The 22,965-nt window shown below is 48.9% G+C and carries 19 protein-coding genes and 2 tRNA genes; 6 read left to right on the top strand and 15 right to left on the bottom strand.

Translation table 11 applies throughout. The features are described 5' to 3' along the window. Positions 1 to 130: 130 nt before the first annotated feature. From MHN31_RS20320 to MHN31_RS20310, 3 genes are all read right to left on the bottom strand, one after another. Positions 131 to 223, bottom strand: a tRNA-Ser gene (locus tag MHN31_RS20320). Positions 224 to 241: 18 nt separating this feature from the next. Next, positions 242 to 332: transfer RNA gene (locus MHN31_RS20315), tRNA-Ser, on the bottom strand. Positions 333 to 531: 199 nt separating this feature from the next. Next, entirely contained in the window at positions 532 to 681 is a 150-nt protein-coding gene (locus tag MHN31_RS20310; RefSeq protein WP_155946211.1) for a hypothetical protein, read from the bottom strand. A 296-nt stretch (positions 682 to 977) separates the two neighbouring features. Between MHN31_RS20310 and MHN31_RS20305 the strand changes: the two genes are divergently transcribed. Continuing rightward, positions 978 to 1,841 (top strand): diacylglycerol kinase family protein, encoded by an 864-nt coding sequence (locus MHN31_RS20305; protein ID WP_239445169.1) that lies wholly within the window; start codon positions 978 to 980, stop codon positions 1,839 to 1,841. Here the strand turns inward: MHN31_RS20305 and MHN31_RS20300 are convergent. Then, positions 1,807 to 2,727 (bottom strand): DMT family transporter, encoded by a 921-nt coding sequence (locus MHN31_RS20300; RefSeq protein WP_125564188.1) that lies wholly within the window; start codon positions 2,725 to 2,727, stop codon positions 1,807 to 1,809. The two genes, MHN31_RS20305 and MHN31_RS20300, sit on opposite strands and share 35 nt — an antisense overlap. 96 nt (positions 2,728 to 2,823) lie before the next feature. On the opposite strand from MHN31_RS20300, the gene MHN31_RS20295 reads away from it, so the two are divergent. Beyond that, positions 2,824 to 4,272, top strand: a complete 1,449-nt coding sequence (locus MHN31_RS20295; RefSeq protein ID WP_239445168.1) for a PLP-dependent aminotransferase family protein — start codon at positions 2,824 to 2,826, stop codon at positions 4,270 to 4,272. Between the two features lie 48 nt (positions 4,273 to 4,320). Here MHN31_RS20295 and MHN31_RS20290 read toward each other — a convergent pair whose 3' ends face one another. After that, positions 4,321 to 5,103 (bottom strand): YggN family protein, encoded by a 783-nt coding sequence (locus MHN31_RS20290; RefSeq protein ID WP_239445177.1) that lies wholly within the window; start codon positions 5,101 to 5,103, stop codon positions 4,321 to 4,323. A 313-nt stretch (positions 5,104 to 5,416) separates the two neighbouring features. On the opposite strand from MHN31_RS20290, the gene MHN31_RS20285 reads away from it, so the two are divergent. Further along, a complete protein-coding gene (locus MHN31_RS20285) occupies positions 5,417 to 5,599 on the top strand; it encodes a hypothetical protein (RefSeq protein WP_125564184.1) in 183 nt (60 codons plus the stop codon). A 104-nt stretch (positions 5,600 to 5,703) separates the two neighbouring features. On the opposite strand, the gene MHN31_RS20280 is transcribed toward MHN31_RS20285, so the two are convergent. Then, a complete protein-coding gene (locus MHN31_RS20280) occupies positions 5,704 to 6,153 on the bottom strand; it encodes a cytochrome c (protein WP_049864369.1) in 450 nt (149 codons plus the stop codon). Between the two features lie 365 nt (positions 6,154 to 6,518). Between MHN31_RS20280 and MHN31_RS20275 the strand changes: the two genes are divergently transcribed. Further along, positions 6,519 to 10,589 carry a S8 family serine peptidase gene (locus tag MHN31_RS20275; protein ID WP_239445167.1) on the top strand — a complete coding sequence of 1,357 codons (4,071 nt, stop codon included), beginning with the start codon at positions 6,519 to 6,521 and terminating at the stop codon, positions 10,587 to 10,589. Positions 10,590 to 11,024: 435 nt separating this feature from the next. Here MHN31_RS20275 and MHN31_RS20270 read toward each other — a convergent pair whose 3' ends face one another. Further along, positions 11,025 to 11,489 carry a DUF2721 domain-containing protein gene (locus MHN31_RS20270; RefSeq protein ID WP_125564180.1) on the bottom strand — a complete coding sequence of 155 codons (465 nt, stop codon included), beginning with the start codon at positions 11,487 to 11,489 and terminating at the stop codon, positions 11,025 to 11,027. Beyond that, the gene (locus MHN31_RS20265; RefSeq protein ID WP_239445166.1) at positions 11,489 to 11,992 is read right to left on the bottom strand and encodes a TlpA disulfide reductase family protein; all 504 of its coding nucleotides are present in this window, start codon (positions 11,990 to 11,992) and stop codon (positions 11,489 to 11,491) included. The genes MHN31_RS20270 and MHN31_RS20265 overlap by 1 nt, the downstream gene beginning before the upstream one ends. Before the next feature lie 136 nt (positions 11,993 to 12,128). Between MHN31_RS20265 and MHN31_RS20260 the strand changes: the two genes are divergently transcribed. Beyond that, positions 12,129 to 12,554 carry a YqaA family protein gene (locus MHN31_RS20260; protein ID WP_125564177.1) on the top strand — a complete coding sequence of 142 codons (426 nt, stop codon included), beginning with the start codon at positions 12,129 to 12,131 and terminating at the stop codon, positions 12,552 to 12,554. A gap of 18 nt (positions 12,555 to 12,572) precedes the next feature. Here the strand turns inward: MHN31_RS20260 and folX are convergent, their stop codons facing one another. From folX to MHN31_RS20230, 6 genes are all read right to left on the bottom strand, one after another. Beyond that, positions 12,573 to 12,938, bottom strand: coding sequence for a dihydroneopterin triphosphate 2'-epimerase (folX, locus tag MHN31_RS20255; RefSeq protein ID WP_125564175.1), 366 nt, complete (start codon positions 12,936 to 12,938; stop codon positions 12,573 to 12,575). A 9-nt stretch (positions 12,939 to 12,947) separates the two neighbouring features. Then, the gene (gene folE / locus MHN31_RS20250) at positions 12,948 to 13,502 is read right to left on the bottom strand and encodes a GTP cyclohydrolase I FolE (protein ID WP_058796844.1); all 555 of its coding nucleotides are present in this window, start codon (positions 13,500 to 13,502) and stop codon (positions 12,948 to 12,950) included. A gap of 35 nt (positions 13,503 to 13,537) precedes the next feature. Further along, the gene (gene folM / locus MHN31_RS20245) at positions 13,538 to 14,245 is read right to left on the bottom strand and encodes a dihydromonapterin reductase (RefSeq protein WP_125564173.1); all 708 of its coding nucleotides are present in this window, start codon (positions 14,243 to 14,245) and stop codon (positions 13,538 to 13,540) included. Positions 14,246 to 14,366: 121 nt separating this feature from the next. After that, entirely contained in the window at positions 14,367 to 15,203 is an 837-nt protein-coding gene (gene nadE, locus MHN31_RS20240; RefSeq protein WP_125564171.1) for an ammonia-dependent NAD(+) synthetase, read from the bottom strand. A gap of 114 nt (positions 15,204 to 15,317) precedes the next feature. Next, positions 15,318 to 15,935 (bottom strand): YceH family protein, encoded by a 618-nt coding sequence (locus MHN31_RS20235; RefSeq protein WP_125564169.1) that lies wholly within the window; start codon positions 15,933 to 15,935, stop codon positions 15,318 to 15,320. A gap of 119 nt (positions 15,936 to 16,054) precedes the next feature. Next, positions 16,055 to 19,309, bottom strand: a complete 3,255-nt coding sequence (locus MHN31_RS20230) for an ATP-binding protein (RefSeq protein WP_239445165.1) — start codon at positions 19,307 to 19,309, stop codon at positions 16,055 to 16,057. Between the two features lie 310 nt (positions 19,310 to 19,619). Between MHN31_RS20230 and MHN31_RS20225 the strand changes: the two genes are divergently transcribed. Next, on the top strand, positions 19,620 to 21,911 hold the full coding sequence (locus MHN31_RS20225; RefSeq protein WP_239445164.1) for a penicillin acylase family protein: 2,292 nt from the start codon (positions 19,620 to 19,622) through the stop codon (positions 21,909 to 21,911). Here MHN31_RS20225 and MHN31_RS20220 read toward each other — a convergent pair. Then, positions 21,908 to 22,960: a GGDEF domain-containing protein gene (locus MHN31_RS20220; RefSeq protein ID WP_230090606.1), complete on the bottom strand. Its 1,053-nt coding sequence runs from the start codon at positions 22,958 to 22,960 to the stop codon at positions 21,908 to 21,910. The two genes, MHN31_RS20225 and MHN31_RS20220, sit on opposite strands and share 4 nt — an antisense overlap. Positions 22,961 to 22,965 lie beyond the last annotated feature (5 nt).

Genomic DNA, 22,965 nt, shown 5'->3' with positions numbered 1-22,965 from the left:
GTGCGTTCAATTTTGTTCCAGACAAAATTGTCGAACCCTGGTCGAGGGTTCTCACCCACCTTCTCATTCGTGAAGAGGTTTATTTCAGGCATAAAAAAACCGCCAATAAAGGCGGTTCTCTTAAAAGCAATGGCGGAGAAGGAGGGATTCGAACCCTCGATAGGGCTACAAACCCTATACTCCCTTAGCAGGGGAGCGCCTTCAGCCACTCGGCCACCTCTCCGGCGCAAAAACTTAAAAATGGCGGAGAGATAGGGATTTGAACCCTAGATACGCTATTAACGTATGCCGGTTTTCAAGACCGGTGCTTTCAACCACTCAGCCATCTCTCCATGGGCAAAGATAATACTTAGCGAATTTAGCGCTGTAAATAGTTTTTGAATTGTTTGCTTAAATTTTGTGCGGATATGTGCAGTTTTTTACGACTTTGGCCGATTTGTGGTCGATTCGGTGTGTTTTATGATATTGAAATAGGTGTACAGAGATGGGAAGTGAGCATGATCGGTTGGGGAGATCATGCTCGAGACAGACTTACTTATACATAACCACCTGACTTAACATCAGTTGTTTACCCATGTTATTTAACCAAGCCGTTAGTTTAAAGCGACGCTTGATAACTGGCGCTTCGACTGTGTTTAGGGTGGTTTGCGTGTTGCTGCACGCTGCAGCTGAATTAAGCATGTCTGACTCCTCAAAATTTTAATCTAATGTTTGTCTGTATCGACATGGTTATTTTGCGTGCATTGTGGCTAAAAATAAAACGATAAAAATTGCTGGTGAGAGATTAGAAAAACTAATGTAAAATGTGTTTTCTATTCATTTGATAATCTTTCAATTGGTTTTTTATTCACTTGGTCGAATAGCTGGTTTTGTATTTTTTATCATTAAAACAGTGTCTTGTTGTTTTGTTGCTGTTTTTGTTGATGTTGTTGTGGGTAATTATTCAGATAAGTTGATTTTGTTATTTTGGGGGTTGTTTGTTAGTTGTATATAAACCGGGAAGTGGGCGGAAATTGCAACGCCATGTACGTTGGTTACGCGCGCAGGCTGAGCAACGCCAGATCACCCTCAGCTGGTATGAGACAACCGGATTTTATGGCCGGGACAATGAGGCGATCCGTTTGCTGCTCCAGACTGAGTCATCGGTGGTGGTGGTCGGGGGCGATGGGACCATCAACCTGGTTGTCAATGCGATGTGTGGAAAGTCGGCTCAGCTGGCATGTCTGCCAGCAGGCACGGGCAATGATTTTTGCCGTCAGTTTGGTTACACAGAAAAGCAATGGCGTGAGACGGTCTTTTCATCGCACAGTATCGCATTAGACCTGGGCGCAATAGGCGAGCGCTGTTTTGTAAATATTGCCGGAGTGGGATTTAATGCCGACGTTGTGCAAAGCCTGCGAGGACAAAAGCATGGCGGGGCACTGAGCTATGTCTGGGGCGGCCTTAAACAGTTGTTTTGTGCGCCAACTATTGAGCTCAAAACGGCTCAGGGCAGGGGCTTAACACAAGGCATGATGTTACTTTTGGCCAATGGCCGTTTTTTTGCTGCCGGGTTGCAACCTGCACCTTTAGCACAGTTGCAGGATGGTCAGTTGGAGTGTGTGTGGTTTTCTGCCAAAACCTGGTGGCAGCGGCTGATTGTGTTTGCGGCGATGCTGGTGGGATGTCATCAGCGCTTACCCTGGGTGCGCCGGGAAAAGCGCACCCAACTGGATATTGTGACGCCGGGGCTGGCCGTGGAGGCAGACGGCGACCTGGTGGCAACAACGCCGGTGACGATCCGCAGCCTGCCAGGGGCCATACAACTCAGGAGTTTGCCCGGGACGGCGTCGTCGGGCTGAGCCAGGCGCGAATACGCTGGTACGGTGTGAGTACGATGGCGTTACCAATCAGTACCAAAGAGAATCCGATAAAGGTGTTGAGTTGCCAGACAAACCCTTCAAACCAGGTACTGAGTGTCACTGCGACCAGCGGAAATAGCACAATCAGGTAGCTGGCTTTTTCCGGGCCAATGTTTTTTAGCAAGTGGAAGTAACAGGCAAATGCGATCACTGTGCCAAACACCGACAGGTACAATAACGACCCCCAATATTGCGCATCGGCCTCAATACTAAACTGTAATGGGCTGAACGCCACATAACCGCCTAAAAATAGCGCGCTATACAGCATACCCCAGGCATTCCCCTGCAACACCCCAATCTGGCGATTGGAATTACGCACACTGACCATGTTACCGAGCGAGGCGATAAACATACCAGCCAGTGCCAGCAGCAACCCGATGAAAGCGTCGCTGTTGAGATCGGCATTAACCAAGTCTTGCCAAAATAAGCTGACGATGCCACCGAGCCCCAGTGCTGCACCAAGGTAGATGCGGCCCGCAATGGGCTTGGCAAAAAACAACCGGGTATTGACGATATTAGCGACCAGTAATAGTGAAAAGGCAATGGAAGCCATTGCGGAGGTCAGGCTGCCTTGCGCCCAGTAGAGCAAGAGGTAATTTAAGCCGAAGTTACCCAGTGCCAGCAGCATAAAGAAGCCATGATCCGTGAGTGAGTATCGCATCGGCGGGCGTTTGATCAGCACATAACACCACATGCAAGCAGCAGAGATTGCGAAGCGGTAAAACAAAGAGACCACTTCGTCTACCGTACCCAGCTGGAATTCGATCGCCAGCCAGGTGGAGCCCCAGATCAGGACGGTAATCGTATACAGAAAAACGTTATTCATTCTTTTAACTCACAAGAAGGACTAGTCAGCGTGGCCAGTTTAGCGATATATTCTGTACATGCTAGATACAAAAAATGTGTTTTTATACCTGTACAGATGAATCATACGACTTTAAAGCCTGGTTACTTATATCAGCAAGTGATTACCGTAATACGTGACATGGCCGAACAGGGGTTGCTCAACCCGGGCGATAAATTACCGTCGCTAAGGGCCATGGCAAGCCGGTTGCGGGTCAGTATTCCCACCGTTCAGCAGGCTTACCAGCACCTTGAAATGTCGGGTCAGATTGTGGCGCGTGAGAAGTCGGGGTATTTTTTGCAAGATGGTCAACAGGCGGCGACACCACAGCGCAGCAAATTACCGGCTAAGCCTGTGATGGTAAACAAGCAGCAGCTGATTGAACACGTGTATGAAGGGATCCATTTGTCGGATGTTGCCCCGCTGGGGCTGGCAAACCCGGTTGCAGCGTCAAGCCCGCAACAGGCGCTGGCCAGAAGTATGCGCCAGGCAATGCGACAGGCTCAGGCGCGTATGCTGGACTATGGAGCCATTGATGGCCTGAAGATGCTTAAAGCACAGGTGGTGCAATATTATCTGGCATTGGGACTGACGGTGAATAGTGATGAGCTGATCATCACCAATGGTGCCCAGGAAGCGATAGCCATTGCGCTACAGTGTGTCACTCAACCCGGAGACATAGTGGCCATTGAGTCACCTTGTTACTTTGGGATTGTTGAGCTAGTCGAAAACCTCGGTCTGAAAGCGATCGAAATTCCCGTTTGTCCGGATGATGGCATTTGGCTCGATGATCTCAGTGCCGCTCTGGCGCGGCATCCGATCAAGGCCTGTCTGTTCTCAACCAGTATCAATAATCCACTGGGCAGTCAGATGCCTGAATCTCGTATGCAGCAGTTGTTGCAGCTGCTCCGTGCGCACGATGTGGTGCTGATCGAAGATGATGTATATGGAGACCTGTATTTTGGTGATCAAAGAGTCAGGCCTGCACAGTGCTTTGCTCAACCGGGTGAGGTACTGACCTGCTCGTCGTTTTCTAAAACGGTGGCGCCAGGCTATCGTGTTGGCTGGATGCTGGCAGGGCCACACAGCGCCCGGGCAAAGCGCTTTAAGCGGGCACTGAGCTGCTCTGCACCTATGATGAATCAATGGGCACTGGCAGACTTTATGGCCAGTGGTGAGTTTCAGCGTCATTTGCGACAACTTCGTAAGCGCCTGTTTGATAATAAGCAAAAGATGCGCCTGGCGGTTCAGAAGTATTTTCCTGACCATGTGCGTGTCAGTGATCCCAAAGGGGGATGTGTGTTATGGCTGGACCTGGGGGAAGAATATGACGGTGGGCTGTTCTTTCAGCTGGCCCTGCAGGCGGGGATCAGTGTCGCACCCGGTGCGATATTCAGTGCGTATGAGCGGTACCGAAGTTGTGTGCGGATCAGCTACGGTTTACCCTGGTGCGATAACATGGAAGATTATGTTCGCACCCTGGGTGAGTTGGTAGCTCAGGCAAAAAAGCAGCCACACATGAAATAAGTAGTTAGCTTAGACAAGTGTGGCTGACTGCACAGGGATAACCGGGGCTTAGCGATAAGCGAATAACTGATACCCTTTCATCTGGGGGATCATTGCACTGAGCTGTGACTCCTGCTCTGCGATGGATTTGAAGTTGCCACACAAGGCATCAGCCTGCTGCTCCAGCACGTCTGCCTGATATGCGATTTTTTGTTCAATCTCGGTACCCAGATTTTCCATCCGTTGCTCGAACCGCGCCATATCGCCACCTGAGCTGACCATTTCAGATCCGATAGCAACCAGCAGGCTGCCTATGGATTCCATCATGGCACCTTCAACGGCTTGCTCTATTTTTTCTTCAAACTGATGCTCAAAGTGTTCACCAAATTCATTAAAGGTTTGTTCACCCATCACGAAAGTACCTTGCTGATAAAACGCGCCTTCGATTTCAGTGTGCAGCTCATCCATCAGGCCTGACAGCGACTCGAAGCCATGCAGATTAAAGGCACTGGCGACTTCCTCAATGGCAACGCCGGCCAGTTCCACGCCTTGCAATGCAATACTAGCGACTTTGGGCAGTTCGCCTCTGAGGGTATCCGCATATGCTTGCATGGCCACGCGTTCATCCTGGCTCAGTGACACGGGTTGATCCGCGATATAAAGAGAGCCCTGAGCATCTATCATCAAAGGCTGACCTGAGCCGTTTTTGATGTACACCTGATCGGGCGTAATGTGTACGTCGTTTTTAAAATCGACGGCACATTCATCTGTGCTGACAGAAAAGTGGCTATCTGAATGGGCAGCGACCTGAGTGGACAAAACCAGAGTTGAAGCAAGCAGCATGGTTTTCATAATGTGTTCCTTGATGTGTTGATGACCAGTATGAAATAACAAGAACAATGCCACTTTATTATGTTGTTGATAGATAATGGATTTTGTCATTTTTATCTCTGAGGTGCGGTATCACTTTGTCGGTAATATGACCAAAAAGTGGTGGTTTTAACCAGAGTGTTGCGTGGGGAAGTTGGCAATAAAAAATTTTTATCGTATGGATAAAAAAGACTTGCTTTTCAGCGCCTGCTTTTAGCGCTAAATACTAACTTATGCAGCGTCATTATAGTGTGAACTGCTGGACTATTTTGCATAATTAAGTTTGGAGCTCATCGTGGGTAAAACATTTTCCTATGATCCGTTAGATGATGATTATGAAGACGACTTTGGGTCGTTGGATAAAGAACTACAGGCACAGCAAAAGAAACAGGTGAAACGTCGCCTGGATGATTATCTGGAGCAAAAACGCCTGAAGCGTAATCTTGGCGAGGACGATTTAGACTTTTTAGATGACTGAACCTGAGTGGCTACTTGGTTAGAAGCTGGGTGCACATGATATGTGCGCCGTGATACAAGGTAAAATCATAAGGCAGCAGAGGCTGCCTTATTGCTTTTTACTGCTTAGTCTTTAAATGAGTTGTGGCAATCTTTACAGCCTTTCGCCCAATTCTTAAATGCCGCGCCAATGACTTTTTTGTCGCCTGACTCTGCTGCAACAGCCAGCTTTTGTGCGTAGTCTGCAAAAGCTTGTGCTTTTTTATCAAACGTTGCTCTGTCAGACCAGATGGCCGGTAGTGCGTCTGTTGCCCCCTTGTCTGAACCTGCCGGGAAGGCTTCCCATGGCATCGCTGATAAATGCGCAGCGTTGTTAGCACGTTGCTTAAAACGTTCAGCATCAAACGGGACTTTACCTTTGAGCATGTCACCCATATCACCAATCTGATAACGGATCAGTTGAAATGCCGCTTTACGGTATTCGATAGCGTCTTCTGGTTTTTCGAATAGTGAGCTTGCCTGTACATTTAAAGACAGTCCGGTTAATAAACTTGTTAATAATAGTGTAGTTCTCATTTCGACCCCTTAATTAAAAAAACTGCCTCTTTTCTATGCCTTTACAAAAGATATTGCAAGTCTCTTAGACGAGTTCGGAATTATGAACTACCTTTGATAATCAAATTGTGTGTATTTTGTTCATCTTGCTTTACAACAGCCTCAATATGACAACATTATTGCGGGTTGGTTTACGTTCGTTTACAGTTTTAAAGTCCTTTATAAACAGTGAGTTGTGTGGCAAGTTGTGATTTGAATGAAAAGTTTGTAACTTCTTTGTTTGTTTAATATTGTAATTAACAGGCGAGTCACACTATATTGATGGGCGAATCTACTCTCTAAAACTAAAAGAAACATCTTTTACACAACAAGTCCTAGGGGAAACTATGGCCAAGTATTCATTTAAAGCCACCGCGGTAGCATCTGCTGTCTCAGGTGCATTGATGGCAGCATCTGCAACGGCTGCAACCGTGCAGGTTCAACCAAGCACATCACTTAAAGTCAGCCAGGTTGCATTCGAACAAGGCAACACCGCTGAAGCGCGCACCAACGCATACCTAGTCGTTATGAAGCAAAACACGGCTGTAGATCTGGTTGCTAAAGGCGTATACAGCGAAGCAGCAGCAAAGCATACATTTGCTAGCGTACAGGCTGCTCAGTCTAACCTAAGACAGCAAATTCAACAGCTTGACTCAGGTGCTAAGGTACTTGGCGCAACTAAAGTACTTGCTTCTACTCTGATTGTTGAAGCATCAGACAGCACACTAGATAAGCTACGCAACAATGCTGCCGTTGAGCGCATTTTACCACTGAGAGATTCTCGACTGTTTGTTGAAGAAAGCTCAGGCTACATTGGTGCTGACTCAGTAAAACAAAACCTGGGCGTAACTGGTGAAGGCGTTAAAGTTGCTGTACTAGATACTGGTATCGATTACACGCACAAAGTGTTCAATGAAGCGGCTGGTACCGTTGAAGCGTATGAAGCTGAAGCGGCTGATCCGACAACAGTTGCTTGGCCACAAGGCCAGGTAAAAGGTGGTTATGACTTCGTTCGTAACGACGCTGACCCGATTGAAGATGATCCAAGATTCCGTGAAGGTGCGACCGAACTGACCGACCATGGTACGCACGTATCACACGATGTAACGGGCATTTCACCTGACGTTGAACTGTATGTGTATTCTGTATGTGGTGGCGGCTGTACCTGGGCTGCACAGATCAGTGCACTTGAAGCGGCAATGGATCCAAATGGTGACGGCGACATCAGTGACCGTGTTGACCTGATGAACATGTCACTGGGTGGTGAGTTTGGTAATACCTACACAGGCGACGGTACGCAATACCTGATCCAGCGTGCGGTAGAGCTGGGTACTAACATGATCATCGCGGCCGGTAACGATGACGACATTCCATTCCGTGTTGGTGGTCCAAGTACAACTCCTAACGCGATGTCTGTGGCTTCTTTGACTCACCCGACACATGAGCGTTTGTTCGGCGAAGGCTCTATGGCAGGCTCTGAAACTGTTATCCAGCCTGCAAGCTTTGGTCCGCAAGAAGCATTCAGCTTCACACAAGATGACGCTGAGCTGGTTTATCCAAGCGAAAATCAAAATGGCTGTGACCTGGAAGGCGGTGCGAATCCGTTTGATGCGATGGACTTCACGGGTAAAGCGGTACTGATCGACCGTGGTGCTTGTGCGTTCACAGAAAAAGTACTTAACGCACAGGAAAAAGGTGCAGTACTTGTACTGATTGCGAACAACAACGATGATGGCACTCCAGCTCCTATGGGTGGTGGCGATCCAGAAGTAACTATTCCGTCTGTAGGTATTAACTTTGCGGCAGGTGATGCCCTTAAGAACCAACTGCGTGATGGCGCGGCAACCTACAGCGTAAGCGGTGTGTTGAAAGCAACCACTGGTGGTGTATCTAGCTTCTCTTCACGTGGTCCTTCAATGGACGGCCTGTTGAAGCCGGAAATTGCGGCACCAGGTTCAGATATCCTTGCTGCTTACCCAGGCACAGGTGATCAACTGATCAGAAACTCAGGTACGTCTATGGCGAGCCCGATTGTAGCTGGTGCAGTTGCGCTGATGAAAGAAGGTCGCCCTGAGCTGGATGCATTTGAAATCAAAGCGATGCTGATGAACACAGCAGACCTGAATATTCACGTTGATTCTCTGCATGTTGATCCTGAATCACCATTAGCACCAATCAGCCGTATCGGTGCCGGTCTGGTAGATGTTGAAAAAGCGATGGCTTCGCCGGTTGCTGCGTGGAGCTGGATTTCTGAATATGAAACAAATCAAGGCGCATTGTCATTTGGCTTTGACGTGCTTGAAGAAGTTACAACTTACACCAAAACAGTTGAGCTGAAGAACTTCTCTGATAAGCATAAGACTTATAACCTTCGCATCGAAGCGCGTTATGACAATGACGAAGATGCAGGTGCGCTAAGCTGGGAATACCCAGAGGAAGTGACTGTTCCTGCGGGTCAAACGATTGCGTTTGACGTATCTGTGACAGTTGATCCTGCTCAGCTACCTGAGTGGGGCATGACTAACCCGCTATCAGCTGATGACCTTGGCCCTCGTACTGCTGCGTTGACCTTGTCAGAAATGGACGGTGCGCTGGTATTTAACGACGTTGAAACTGAAGGTGACCACGATCTACACATGGTTTACCACATGTTGCCTAAAGCGCATGTAGGCCTCGATCTACACCATGAAATGGTTAATGGCGAGCCGATGCTGGTTGCAATGAACAACGGTTACAGAACAGTTAACCCACTGTCAGATCAGCTAGTTGCTGTTGGTGAAGAAGCAAGCGAAGAAGAAAAAGCCTTCAACATCTTGGGTACAACGTTCAATGTGTTTGCCTCTGAAGCTTGTACAGATACAGGTCTATTCTTCACGGCATCAATGAAGTTACGTGATGATGTGACACATCTGCGTCAAGCTGGTTATCAGATGAATCTTGATACCAACAATGACGGCACTTTTGACTATGCACTATCGATTTACAACGATGTAGGTCGTAGCGCTGCAGTACCTGGTCGTGGTCGTACAGTATCAGGTCCAATTGTAGATGGTGCTCCATCATGGCAATTCTTGACGCCAATGTTCCACGAGACAGGCTCAAGCACGGTTACCTTCGCTGGTTGTACCGACCTTATTGGTCTGACTTCTAATGAGCTGGGCAACGAAATGAGCATCGAAGCGCAGGTTGGTTGGGATAACTACCAGCTTGGTATCAGCTCAGTAACTGACTCACTGACTGGTAACGTAATCTTCGGTACTTCAGCTGCAACGTTAGTAGATGCAGACGGCAACGCTGTAAGCTCGCTAGCGCCGGGTGAAAAAGCGTATGTGAATACAGCAGCACCATTTGCAATTGCAGACGCAAGCGGTACTGAAATTCTGGCTGCGGTAACTGAAGAAGTACTGGCGGGTCCAGATGCTGCGACGCCTCCTGCGATTGTAAGCATGATGCATGAGACGCCTGAGCACACAGAAACAGGTACGGTGTTAGGTCAGGTAGAGCTTGTAGAGCAAGAAGGCACAGTTGATGTTTCTGAATTCTATGTCCGCTTCCAGTCTAATGAAGGCATCACAGTAACTAAAGAAGGTGACATTGTTGTAACCAACGGTGACCTGCTAGATTACGATGCTGGCGTACATCAGGTTGAGCTGGTTGTTGTAGCGATTGACGTACAAGGTAACGTGTCTGAGCAAGGTTACATCACAGTGATGATTACCAACGAAGCAGATACGGTTGAAGAGCAGACGCCAGTTATTGCTCCTGACCAGACCTTTGAAGTGATGGAAAATGCAGAAGAAGGCACTGAAGTTGGCATGCTGATGGTGATGGATCAGGACGATGACCTGGTATCTTTCAGCGTTGAAGGCAGCTCTTCATTTGCAATCGATGAGGAAGGTTACATCACAGTTGTTGGTCCTATCGACTACGATGCAAGCGACATGATCACGATTAAAGTTACTGCGCACGATAAAGCGGGTAACATGTCTGAGCCTGTAGCGGTTGTTTTCTACATCCTTGAAGACGAGTATGAAGGCACGCCAGTTGTTGAAATGAACCAACGTTTCTCAGTGAACGAGAATGCTGCAATCGGTACTGAGATTGGCCGACTAGCATACTCTGATATTGATGGTGACGTGACTCAGTTCGTAGTGACAGGTACTAACCTGGTGTCTATTGACGAAGACGGTATCATCACTGTGGCTGGCGACATTGACTTTGAGTACGAGCGTGTAATCAAGTTCAACGTTGTAGCTGTAGATGAAATGGGTAAATCTTCTGAACCTGTGATGGTTGAAGTTCGTGTGAACGACCTGACAGGTGGAGATGACAATGATGACGACGACTCAGGTTCACTGGCTTGGTTGACGTTACTTGCAGCTCCGTTTGCAGCACTACGTCGCCGTAAGCGTAAATAAGCAGCTAATACATCATTAGTTGAAGAAACCGTCTCGGGGTAACCCGAGGCGGTTTTTTTATAGGGTTACTTTTATACTATTGGTGTTTTGGGCACCCTGATATTGGCTTTGTCGGTTGTGAGTAATACCCATTTGCTTAATTAAGTGTTCTATCTTGAGGCGAGACAATAGGGTCGATAATACTGCTATCGTTGAGGCACTTAAGTCCACATAGGCGAGGCAAAAATTTGCGAATTGATACCTTAGGTAAAGGTTTTAAATGAGAAACTTTTAACGCCATTAGCGTGATAGGTGCTCCTTGAAATAGAACAGATATTGTTTGAACTTGGTATAAAAGACGGTCAGGGCTTAAAGGAATGGCGTCAGGCTGTTTATAGCCTGACTTATGCGTTTACGGACACGTGCCTGGAGTGGCTGAGGGTACTCTGTGCCGGGTTATTCCCCGATATCTTTAAAGATCATACCCCGGCGCATACTTCGGGTGGCCAGAAATACTTCGGCGAGTAAGGCTAAAAAGGCGCAGATCAGTAATAGCATAGCGGCTATAAAGCAGCTCGACAGGGTCACGCCCAGCGACAACGAATAAAGGTGGGAAATAAACAACACCATGACGACGGCGCACACCAGCAGTGCAGAGAGTACACTCATGCTAAAAGCAATGTGAATATAGCGTGAGCGTTTGAGTAATGCGCGCATCTCGCGGGTGAGGTGACCTTTCAGCTCTTCGTCCGGACTGTTGTTTAACTTTCGATCCAGTAATCTGGCTCTGTCGGTGATCCGTGCCAGCCGATTTGACAAGACACCCAATGTGGCTGCAATTCCTGTAATTAAAAAAACAGGTGCAACGGCCGTTTGGATCACCTTCGCCATCGTCAGTATGCTTACTACATCCGTATTCATTACCAACGTACCTGTTCAATAATACCCGCCTGTTCGCCAATCAGTGTTTTTACAACCTGATTTTGTTTATTTAGCATAATCAAACGTGGGATCCCCTTATTGGCATACTGACTGTAAATGGCTCTGTCGGGGTCGGCCACTATGTTAAAGTCGATATCAAAAGAGGTGCGGAAGGCCTTTAAGGTCTCGACATCTTCTTCGCGGCCTATGGCAATGATTTGTAATTGCGGATCGGCTAATAGTTCAGATGCTTTTAATTCGTTCAGCGTACGCTGAGAGTCCGAGCACCAGCTGGCAAACAGGATAATCAGCTTGTTTCCCTGAGCTAACTGGACGGGCTCACCGTCTATATTGATTAGCTGAGTGTGCCTGAAAGTGTCGCCGGGATTGATATAAGTTTCATATCCCTTGGGGTGAGCGTCTGGCAATGGGGTGGCATTACAGGCACTCAGTTGACTGCCTAGCGCGGTTACGAGAGCGACGATAGTGAGAGGTTTTATCATTATTATGGTCCTTGCGGTACAATACCCTCATTAATGCGTATTTTTAAGGTGAGCGCAAGTTTCAGTGGTGTCTGAACTGCTGCGATGAGACAGGCTGTCATGGCATCCTGGCAGACCAGCACCGAGTGTAATTGCTATGTTGTATATCTCTTTGTTTTTTTCGGCCCTGATCTCCGCCACCCTGCTGCCAGCTTCTTCTGAGTTGTTGCTGTCCGGATTGGTGGTAAAGCAGCAGGGAGAGCTGTTTTTACTATGGCTCAGCGCAACCACCGGCAATGTGCTCGGTAGTGTGATTAATTATTACCTCGGTACCATTGTCAGCCGGGTAGAAGACAAGCGCTGGTTTCCTGTTTCCAAACCGGCAATGAGCAAAGCGCAACATCAATTCGAAAAATATGGGGTATACAGTTTGTTGTTTGCCTGGGTGCCCGTAGTCGGAGACCCTCTGACTCTGGTTGCGGGCGTCTTTAGAACCCGGTTCAGTCTCTTTCTACTGTTAGTCGCGGCAGGTAAGGGGTTGCGTTACGCAGTGGTAATAGGGCTGGCAGCCGGTTTTATGTAAGTGGCTGCCAGAGTATGATCAGACGGGTTTACGCCATTCGAGCGTCAGTGACACGGAATCCGCAAAGCGCAGCGCATGAGGCTTATCGACCTTCACTTTCGCATAGCTCACATCAGGGTGTTGGTGGCACTCTGTCAGAATGTCTGCGACCAGTTTTTCCAACAACAGAAAGTGGCCTTCCTCGACTTTAGCGATCACCGCTTTGGTAATGGTTTTGTAGTTCAGTGCATGGCCAACTTCATCGTGAAACAAACACTCCGCATCGGCCGGATAGTGGATCTCGATGTTGATCACAACATCTTGCTTTTTCTCTCTTTCTTCCTGATTGAACCCGATGAAGGTACGTAACCTTAGGTTGGTAATATTGATGATCGCCGTGTGCATAAGCGGTCCTTAGCGTTTTAGTAGTTGTAAGAATTCATTACGTGTTTTGGCATCTTCACGGAAGTTACCCAGCATCACTGAGGTACGCATCTGCGAGTTTTGTTTTTCAACGCCACGCATCATCATACACATGTGTTTCGCCTCAATAACCACACCAACACCACGGGCACCGGTCACTTCCTCCACGGCTTTAGCGATTTGATGCGTAAGTTGCTCCTGGATCTGAAAGCGACGCGCATACATGTCCACGATGCGTGCAAACTTAGATAAGCCTAACACCTTGCCATTAGGAATGTAAGCGATGTGGGCGCGGCCAACGAATGGCAACAGGTGATGTTCACACATAGAATAAAGCTCGATATCCTGGATCAGGACCATGTCATCGGCATCAGAGCTGAATACGGCGTTGTTGGTCACATCACTGAGCTCCTGACGGTAGCCCTGAGTCAGGTATTCCATGGCCTTGGCAGCACGTTTGGGGGTATCAAGCAGCCCTTCACGGTCTTTGTCTTCGCCTACGGCGGTGATGATCTGTTGGAAACTGCTTTTTAATTCGTCATGCATAATAAAACTCACTGTAGTTAATTCGCTCAGGCCTGCTATTTCAGGTGGCGGCCTCCGTCCACGGCCAAAGTGCGGCCGGTGATGTAATTACTTTTACGCAGCAACTCTACGGCGTCGATCACTTCGCGACAGCCAGGTTCAATACCCATAATGGATTTTTTCAGGGTTTTCTCTTTGTACTCGTCGCTGTCATCGTCATTAAAAATGATCAGAGACGGGGCGACGGAATTCACTTTGATATGCGGCGCATACTTGGCGGCAAAAGAGCGGCTGAGGTTATCCAGCGCAGCTTTGCTCGCGGCATAGGCGATATGTTTCGGGCTGCCTTTTTCAACCACATAATCGGTGATATGAATAATGTCGGCCGTACCTGGGTAGTTTTGCAACAAAGGTGCCAGACCCATATTGAGCAGATACGGCACTTTGGCATGAATATGCATCATGGCATCGAATAAGGCATTGTGATCCAGGTTCAGTGCTTCACAATCCCAGCTTGAGGCATTATGTATCACCGCGCGCAATGTGTCGGTATGTTGCTTAACTTGGGCAATCAGCGACGCGATTGCGTCTGTCTGATTGAAATCCACTTGGATACAGATCACGCCTTGTTCTGTCAGGGTATCTATGATCGGGCGTTGTGTGCGATAGGTCATGATCACTGGAATGTCTTCAGCGATAAAGTGCTGAACCATTGCCAGACCAATACGCTGTGCGGCTCCGGTGATTAAAATGGGCGCTGTCATTGGCATGTGTCCTTTTTTGCAGAGTTAACGGGTGGCGGGTGACCCCGCGACTGTACCCGTAGTGCGTCTGGCCTTGTACGTGGTGTATCGCAGGCCAGATCACTGAGACTATGTCGGGGTATTACTCATCGTCGTAAATAGTGGGGATGGGCTGACGCTTGTGCTGGGTCTTTTGATAAATATCAATCAGCAGTTGCTCGACATCCAGGCTAATGGGCTTGCCTTCCAGGAAGTCATCAATGTCATCATAGCTCAGACCCAGGGCTTCTTCGTCCGCGAGGCCCGGGCGGTCGCACTCCAAATCTGCAGTGGGGGTTTTATGGACCAATGACTGAGGTGCACCCAGATGATCAGCCAATGCCCTTACCTGGCGTTTAGACAGGCCAAACAGTGGCGCTAAATCACAGGCACCATCTCCAAACTTAGTATAGAAACCGGTGATATTCTCAGCACTATGGTCAGTACCGACTACCAGGCCGCGTGTCAGGCCGGCGATTTCATACTGGGCAACCATGCGTTGTCTGGCTTTCACATTGCCTTTCACAAAGTCGACCAGGGCTGCGCTCGGCAGCTCGGTTTCAGTGGCTTGCATTGCTTGAATCGCTTGCTCATGCATGGCGTCAGCTGCAGCTTTAATATTGACCGTTAAGCGCTTTGTGGGTTGAATGAAAGACAGGGCCTGTTGGGCTTCATCTTCGTCAGCCTGGGTACCATATGGTAAGCGCATGGCAATAAACTGATAACCCTGTCGGCCTTGCTCGGCATTCAGTTCATCAATGGCCAGTTGGCACAAACGGCCACAGGTAGAAGAGTCAACACCACCACTGATCCCCAGTACCAGGCTGTGACAATGGGCTGAGATCAGCGTTTGTTTGATAAACTGAACACGTCGGGCGACTTCCGCCGCGACATCAATGGTTGGCTGAACTTTCATTTCAGCAATGATAGCTTCACGCATGGGATTTCCCTCTGGCCAACGTTATGTTATCTGGCTGGCCTAAATATGATTGATTGCCCTAAGTTTACTTGAAATTGTTACCAATTAGATCTGTTTCTTACCCTGATTGCGTGGTTACAGACCAAGATGTTGCTTGATAGTCTGAAGTTCCTGCTTAAGCTGATCGATTTCCTGTAACAGCTCATCCAGGTTTACAGCGGGTTCAGTCGCGCTGCTCTCAGCCTGTTCCAGGTCTTCTGTATCGCCGAATAAGTGTTGGTAGCGTGCCTCGCGTTTGCCAGGCTCTCTGGCCAGGCGAGTGGCGAGTTCTTGCTGTATGAGCTCATTCAGTGCGGTCTCAACTTCAACAACCGTGCTAAATTCGGCTAATCGGCCGCTGCGGGTACGTAGTTCGCCAGGCGTCTGTGGTCCGCGTAATAGCAGCAGACAGACAATGGCGCGTTGTTGCTCTGTGAGTTTCAGACTACCAAATTCGCTATTACAAAAGCGATGTTTGTACTTACTTACTCGACCGGATAAACCCTCATCACAAACGACAATACGTTTTTGTTCGAGTTGTGTCAGAGTGTCCAGAACGTCTGACTCAGACAAGGCCATGACCGGCTCGCGATTAGATTTTTGGTTACAGGCATTAGTCAGCGCGTTAAGTGATAAAGGGTACTGATCGGGGGTGGTGGTTTGCTTTTCCAGCAGACAGCCGATGATCCGTTGTTCAATCTTGGATAAGTTCATCTCTATTCCCTATATGAAGTGCTATGATACTTTGCAGCAGATCAGGTTGATTTTCATGACTTTACTCTATGCGATTTGCACGACCTTGCATAGTGGCCTCAGGTGAATAGCGGGTATTTTCAATGTGTGACTCGGCACGCTTTGGTTTCATCTACCCAACGCTGCAGCATTTTGCTCAGTGCGGCAAAGTTGATTGGTTTGCTCAGATAGGCATCCATACCGGCAGCCAGACATTTTTCTTCATCGCCTTCCATCGCATTGGCTGTGAGGGCAATGATAGGCGTTTGCTGGTGTTGTTCTCCTGCCACGCCGGCACGGATCTCTTTGGTCGCTGTGTAGCCATCCATTTCGGGCATCTGGCAATCCATCAAAATAATCGCATAGGCCTCTTCGCGGACTTTAAGGTGTTTAATGGCAGCAAGGCCATTATGTGCGCAGGTGACATGTGCCCCCAGCTTCTCAAGCAGTGTGGTTGCCACAGTTTGATTTATCTTGTTGTCTTCTACCAGTAGGATATCCACATCCAGGCAGACGTCCTCTGTGGTATTCGCTGCCAGCGGTTCTTTGCGTTTAACTAAGGATAGTGCGTTGGCAGGAGTGAGAGGACAGAGTAATAAGTTGTTCGCTGAGAACTGCGGCCAGGCCTGGGTTTCTTGCATGGTATGGCACAACAGGGCATAGCTGAGTTGTTTGGCTTTGATGTGTTTCAGCAGATTTTTGAGATCCGATTCAGGCGTCGTACTTAGTACCTCTGTGGCAATGATCAAAGCAGGTTTGTGTGAGGTATCTGCATCGCATGCTGCAAGCATCTGTGCAACGCTTTCAAAATGCTCTGTGGGTATATGCCAGGCATCCAGCATGTGTCGTGCAGCGAGATCGGACGGAGAGTGCGAATCTATCACATACAGGCTGTCATTGTTGGTATCGAGTGCCCGAATAGGCTGTGGCTCTTCGAGCGCAACATAAAATGTGAACGTGCTGCCTATATTTGGCTTACTATAGGCATTCAGTGCCCCACCCATTAGTTCGCACAATTGTCTGGCAATGGTGAGGCCTAGCCCGGTGCCACCAAACTTGCGGGTGGTGGAGGGGTCGGCCTGAGTGAATGAGTCAAAAATTTTGCTTAATTGTTGCTTGCTTATCCCGATCCCTGTGTCTTCAACACTGCACCACAGGCGAGACTGCTCACTGGTTCGTTCCGTATAACAGGTGAGAGTAACTTTCCCTCCTTCGGTAAACTTAACGGCATTGCTGATCAGGTTATTGAGGATCTGCTTGAGCCGGTGGGGATCTGTTTTGGCATATTGATACTGCATGTTTCGGCTATCAATGAACAACTCGGTCTGCTGGTCGTTTGCACGAGGTGCAAAGGCAGCAAAACAGTCACTAATTATTTGGATCAGGTCACATTCGATTTGTTCAATATTGAGCTTGCCAGCCTCAATTTTTGAGAAATCCAGTATGTCGTTAATAATGGTGAGCAGAGATTCTGCTGAGCTTTGCGCCAGCGCCAGGTTACGTTGCTGTGTGTCGGTCAGCTGCGAATTGCCCAGGATCTCGAGCATGCCAATGATGCCATTCATGGGCGTGCGAATTTCATGACTCATACTGGCCAGAAAGTCCGCTTTGATTTTAGCGGATTGCTCTGCCAGCTCTTTTTCTATGATCGCTTTGCGCTTAGCCTGCTGTTGTTGCTGGCCACTAAACAGGCTGGCTAACATTGCAGCGATGGCCTGAATAAAGCGCCGATCACTGTCAGTCCAGTCGGGGTAAGGATCGCCGTATTCAGTGCACAAAATGCCACAAACAGCACCGCGATGAAGGATAGGGATGATCAGCATCGCTTCGACTTCAAACGGCTCAAGGTATTGATCAGCCAGAGGCCGGGTTATTGGGTGTTTAGTGGCGGTGCTTGCTTCTATGAGCTGCTTGCTGAGTACCGCCGAAAACAAGCCGGGTAGTGTCGCTTTGCGCCAGGGCGGGAAATGTTGCAGGCTGTCTCGTCGAGTATTGCTGAAGCACGTGGGGTAGAGCTGAGCATGATCTTCGCTAAGCAGCCAGATACTGGCACGTGATGCGCGGGCAGCCTGGCAAACCGCATCGGTGCACAGCTCCTGTGCGCGTTCTGTGTGATTGTTAAGGATGGCTTCATGCGTACTGAGTTGTGCCAGTAATTCATTGTTCCTGGCCACTTTTTCATGTTCTATCGCCATCAGTTTACGGTCATTGATGTTTTGCACCGAGCCAAATACTTGTAACGTCCAGCCATTTTCTTGTTTTGCCTGCGCTTTAATGAGCACCCAGCATTCCAGGCCTTTTTGTGGCTGAACAATGAATTCATCCTCAAAGGGCCTGCCATGTTTGATTGCCTGGTTCATGTAATCCTGAAACTTCTTGCGATGGGGACCCTCTTTAAAGAACTCAGTGCTGCTCATCCAGGTTGGCTGATAATAGGGTGAGATGGCAAAAATCTGACGTGTGACTTCCGACAAAGTGATTTGATGACTTGCCAGATCAACAGACCAGGCACCAACCTGGGCCAGAGAGCCCATGTTAGTTAGTGCACTGGTTTTGCTTTTTAGCTCGGAGAGTAAGCGTGTGTAAAAGGAAAAGGCGAACAAAAAGAACAGCACTATGGTCAACAGTGCCAGGCGAAATGGCCATAAGGCGGCGGAAGAGGCTTTCCAGCCGTAACGCGGAGCAGCGTATAATACCCAGCTACCCGATGGGACATGGATCGTGAAAGCAAGGGGGTTATGCTCTTGTATCGTGGGTGACCCATAGAAATATTCACCACTGTCACCCAAGCCATTTCTGCCCTGAATGGCAATCAGGTAATCACTCTCGAGGTTATTCAGCGACACTTGTTCGTACAGTTTGGGCATATCAATCACAACCGACAATAGCCCCCAAAATGTGTCATTATCAACATAGACCGGGATGCGGGCGATCAGCGCCACCCCGCCCTGTACCAGCTCAAGCGGGCCAGTCAGTACAATGGTGCGGGAGTCTCTGGCTTTGATGGCGTCTTTTTTCTGTTGTGGGTGAGTGAGGTAGTTGAGCCCTATCGCTTTTTTATTTTCTTCGAGCGGATATATCATTTGCAGCACCATGTCTGGCGCGGCGCCAACATTGCGGAGCACTTTGCTGGTCTCAAAGAGCGGCGCTGCAAAGCGTTCAAACTGCTTTTGATCGAGGTGTTCTTGAGGTGCCAGTGCAATGGCCAAACCCCGTACCAGTTGAATATTGGCGGCCAGTGTTCCTTCTAGTTGAGTCCGATAGACATTGAGTTCTTCAAATGTGCGGTTTTTTTCGACTTCGATCAGGCGACGTTCGTTCACCCCATCTATGTACCAGCCAGCTGCCAGGATCACCAATAGTAATCCCCCCACCATAAAACGGGTTAAAAAAGCTTTCCTTGACGACAGCACGTGTATGGTCTGCATGTGAACGTGAAAAAGTATCCTTGAATCATTTAACTATAGTTGTCTGTGTGAAAACTCGCCAAGACTCGGACGAATTTATGATGGAAAAACCTTCCGCTTGCTAACCTTTGATACCTATCTGGCCGTCTTTGTTATTGATTAGACTTCGCGGGGTTAGATGTCACTGACATGTAATGCAATCGAGCTTAATTAACGCTAAGCTGGCTAAGGTCATTAATCAATCAAGTGAGGGAAAAATATGCTGATTTGGCTGAAACGCGGGATTGCGGTGCTGGTGTTACTCGCACTGGCTGCCAGTGCAGTGGTATATGGCATTTTATCACTGAGTTTGCCCGCGCTCGATGGGCAGGGTCAGTCGACGGCGTTGAGTGCAGAAGTGACACTGGAGCGGGATGCGATTGGTCAGGCCGTGATCACCGCGCAGAACCGGCAGGACGCTGCCTTCGCGCTCGGCTTTGCGCATGGTCAGGATCGTTTCTTCCAGATGGACTTGTTGCGCCGTAATGCGGCCGGTGAATTGAGTGAATTATTTGGTGAAGCAGCCCTTGGACTGGACAAGCGGTTGCGGTTTCATCGCTTTCGTGCCCTGAGCCAGCGTATATTACAACAGCTGCCAGTGTCAGAGCAGCATTTGCTGGCGAGCTACTCTCAGGGTGTTAATGAAGGGCAAGCGCAAAGTGGCGTGCAGGGCTTTGAGTACCTCCTGCTCGGTGCAGAGGTCCGGCCCTGGCAACCAGAAGACAGCTTGTTAGTTATTTTTAGTATGTACCTGGATTTACAAGAAAGCACACTAAAAAGAGATGAATCACTCATTCTAGTTGAATCCTTACTTGGGGAAGAAATGAAGCATTTTATTATCCAGCCAAGTAATTATCAGGCGGCACTCGATAATAGTGAAGTCATCAAAAGTGATGTTAAGGTGCCTTATTTAGACGACATTGCTAAATATAATAGTGTAACGCATATCAAAGAGCATTCAATTTTTGGAAGTAATAACTGGGCTGTAACAGGACAGCATACTAAAACAGGGTCAGCAATGCTTTCTGATGATATGCACCTGGGCTTAAACACACCTGCTATCTGGTATCGCGCTCAGCTTAATTATGACACCGCCGAAGGCGAGGTGATCCAGGTGTCCGGGGTCACTTTGCCAGGCGCGCCAGCCGTGGTTGTGGGCAGTAACAGCCAGGTAGCCTGGGGATTTACCAATGGTTATCTGGATACGGCTGACTGGATCAAGCTGGACCCAAAGGCCGACAAGACCTGGCAAGTCACAGAGCAGCTTAACTTACCGGATGGCAGGAGTGAGGCGTTTACCCTGACATTAAGCGAGTACGGGCCGGTTAAGCAGATCCGCGAAGAAGCGTATGCATTGAGTTGGGTGGCACATCAGGATTATGCGGTTAATTTAGGGTTGCTGGGACTGGAGTCCGCAGGGACGGTAGATGAGGCACTGGAACGCGCTGCGCAGATAGCTATTCCGGTCCAGAATATGGTGGTTGTGGACGCCCAAGGGAATGCGGCCTGGTATCCTACGGGGGCTGTGCCAGGGCGTGCTATACCGAGCGACACAGCCGTTCCTAGTCAGGCATACAGCGACAACTGGCAACGTAATGAAACGCATCGACCGATTGTTAAAAACCCAGCTCATGGCAAGATTTGGACCGCCAACTCACGGGTGGTATCGGCACCGCAGCATCAGCGTTTCGGTGATGGCGGCTATGCACTGGGCGCGCGGGCTGTGCAGATCCGTGATCGCCTGATGACGCAAAGTCAGTTTGATGAAGCGGATTTTATGCGTATGCAGCTCGATAATGAAGCGCGCTTTTTGGCTCCCTGGCATGAGTTGCTGAGTACGCTGCTTGCCAATCAGGGCGACAGTTATGCGCGAGATAGCGGTTATTTGTCTGACTGGCAAGGCTGTGCCTGTCCTGAATCGGTTGGTTATACCCTGGTCAGGCGCTTTCGAGATCATACCCTTGATCTGCTGTTTGCACCGGTAGAGCACACTCTGCAACAAGTGGATGGCAGTCTGTCGCCCCTGAAGCGCTATCTCGAGCCTGCAGCATGGCAATTGATCCACGAGCAACCCGCGCACTGGCAACAGCAGTACAGTGATTGGGATGCCCTGTTGCTGGCCGCTTATGAGTTGGCTAAAACGCAGCTACGTGAGACTGAAGGTCGGGATATGGCCGCGTGGCAATGGGGGCGGGTCAACCAGCTTGAAGTGAAGCATCCGTTTAGCAGGCAAATTCCGCTGCTCAGTGGCTTGCTGGATATGCCGGTGGTGGCAGGGTTTGGCGACAGTTATATGCCAGCGGTACAAAAGCCGGCATTTGGCGCATCTCAACGTTTTATCGCTCAACCTGGTCATCTGGATAAAGCGATAATGAGTGTCGCTGGTGGGCAAAGTGGTCATCCGCTGTCACCCTTTTACCGTGCTGGCTTCAGCGCCTATGCGCAGGGCGAAGCAGTCCCTTTATTACCCGGGGCCATTAATCACCGTATCACATTTACACCGATCAACTAGTTGGTGTGGGCCGCAGTCACTCGATTGCGGCCCTGTGCTTTACTGGTGTAGAGTGCATCATCGGCCAGCTGCAAAGTGACGGAAAAAGGCAAAGCGGTATGCCACAAAGCCACGCCAAAACTCATGGTTGCAGTGAGTTCTTCGCCATTAAAGCGCTGCTTCTCAAGGGTTTGTCGCAATGTTTCAATACGTATGAGTGCTTCTTCCTGGGTACAATCAACCAACACGAGTAAAAACTCTTCACCGCCCCACCTGACGGCGATATCCTGATCGGTGACATGCTCACGCAAGATATCAGAGACGGTTTGCAGTACTTCATCCCCCATATCATGACCCAGTTGGTCGTTAATCTGTTTAAAATGGTCGAGATCGGCCATGACCACACAAAGGCTTTGTCCGTTGTGTGCACAGCTGCTGTGCGCTCTGAGGATCAGTTCTTTGGCATAGCGACGATTAAACAAATTTGTGAGTGGGTCTCGGGCTGCCAACTTAGCTAGTTGGCGACGCTGAATAAAGGTACTTTCGCGAACATGGCCAATGACATAGATCATAGGTAAGCCGCACACGAATACATTGATAAAGTGAATAGAGCGGGCATACTCCTGAAATAAAAAAGGGGTATTTACGGAGCTGTAAAGCTCAAACAGCAAGGCAAACAAGACAATCATGCTGAGAGACAGAACAATGGCCAGTCGTAACTTTAGCTTCATATCCAGCAGCAACATGCAGGCGATGGTCCACAGGTAATATTGGAAGCCATAATCCATCCCTAAGGTGGCACACACCAGCACCGAGTGTCCCGTGACTTCGACACAAAAAACTCGCAGTGCCAGGTGGCTGTGACCCCGGTTAAGCAGGTAAATCCCCGTTGCCCAGGCTGCAACGCTGGCGATGTTAGCGATGGACAGGATATAGACATGGCTGTACCAAAAAGCAAAGATAAACAGCAAATGTAAGCATAAACAATAGTATGCGACTTGCTTAAACAGCTTCACTTTGACCAGCTCTACTTCATCCGGCTGACTATAAAAATGTTGCGCAATCGGCACGTAAG

This window comes from Pseudoalteromonas sp. McH1-42, assembly GCF_022347845.1.
GTDB lineage: Bacteria > Pseudomonadota > Gammaproteobacteria > Enterobacterales > Alteromonadaceae > Pseudoalteromonas > Pseudoalteromonas rubra_D.
Note: the sequence above shows the minus strand (reverse complement) of the source record. Positions and strands in the feature narration are given on the sequence as shown.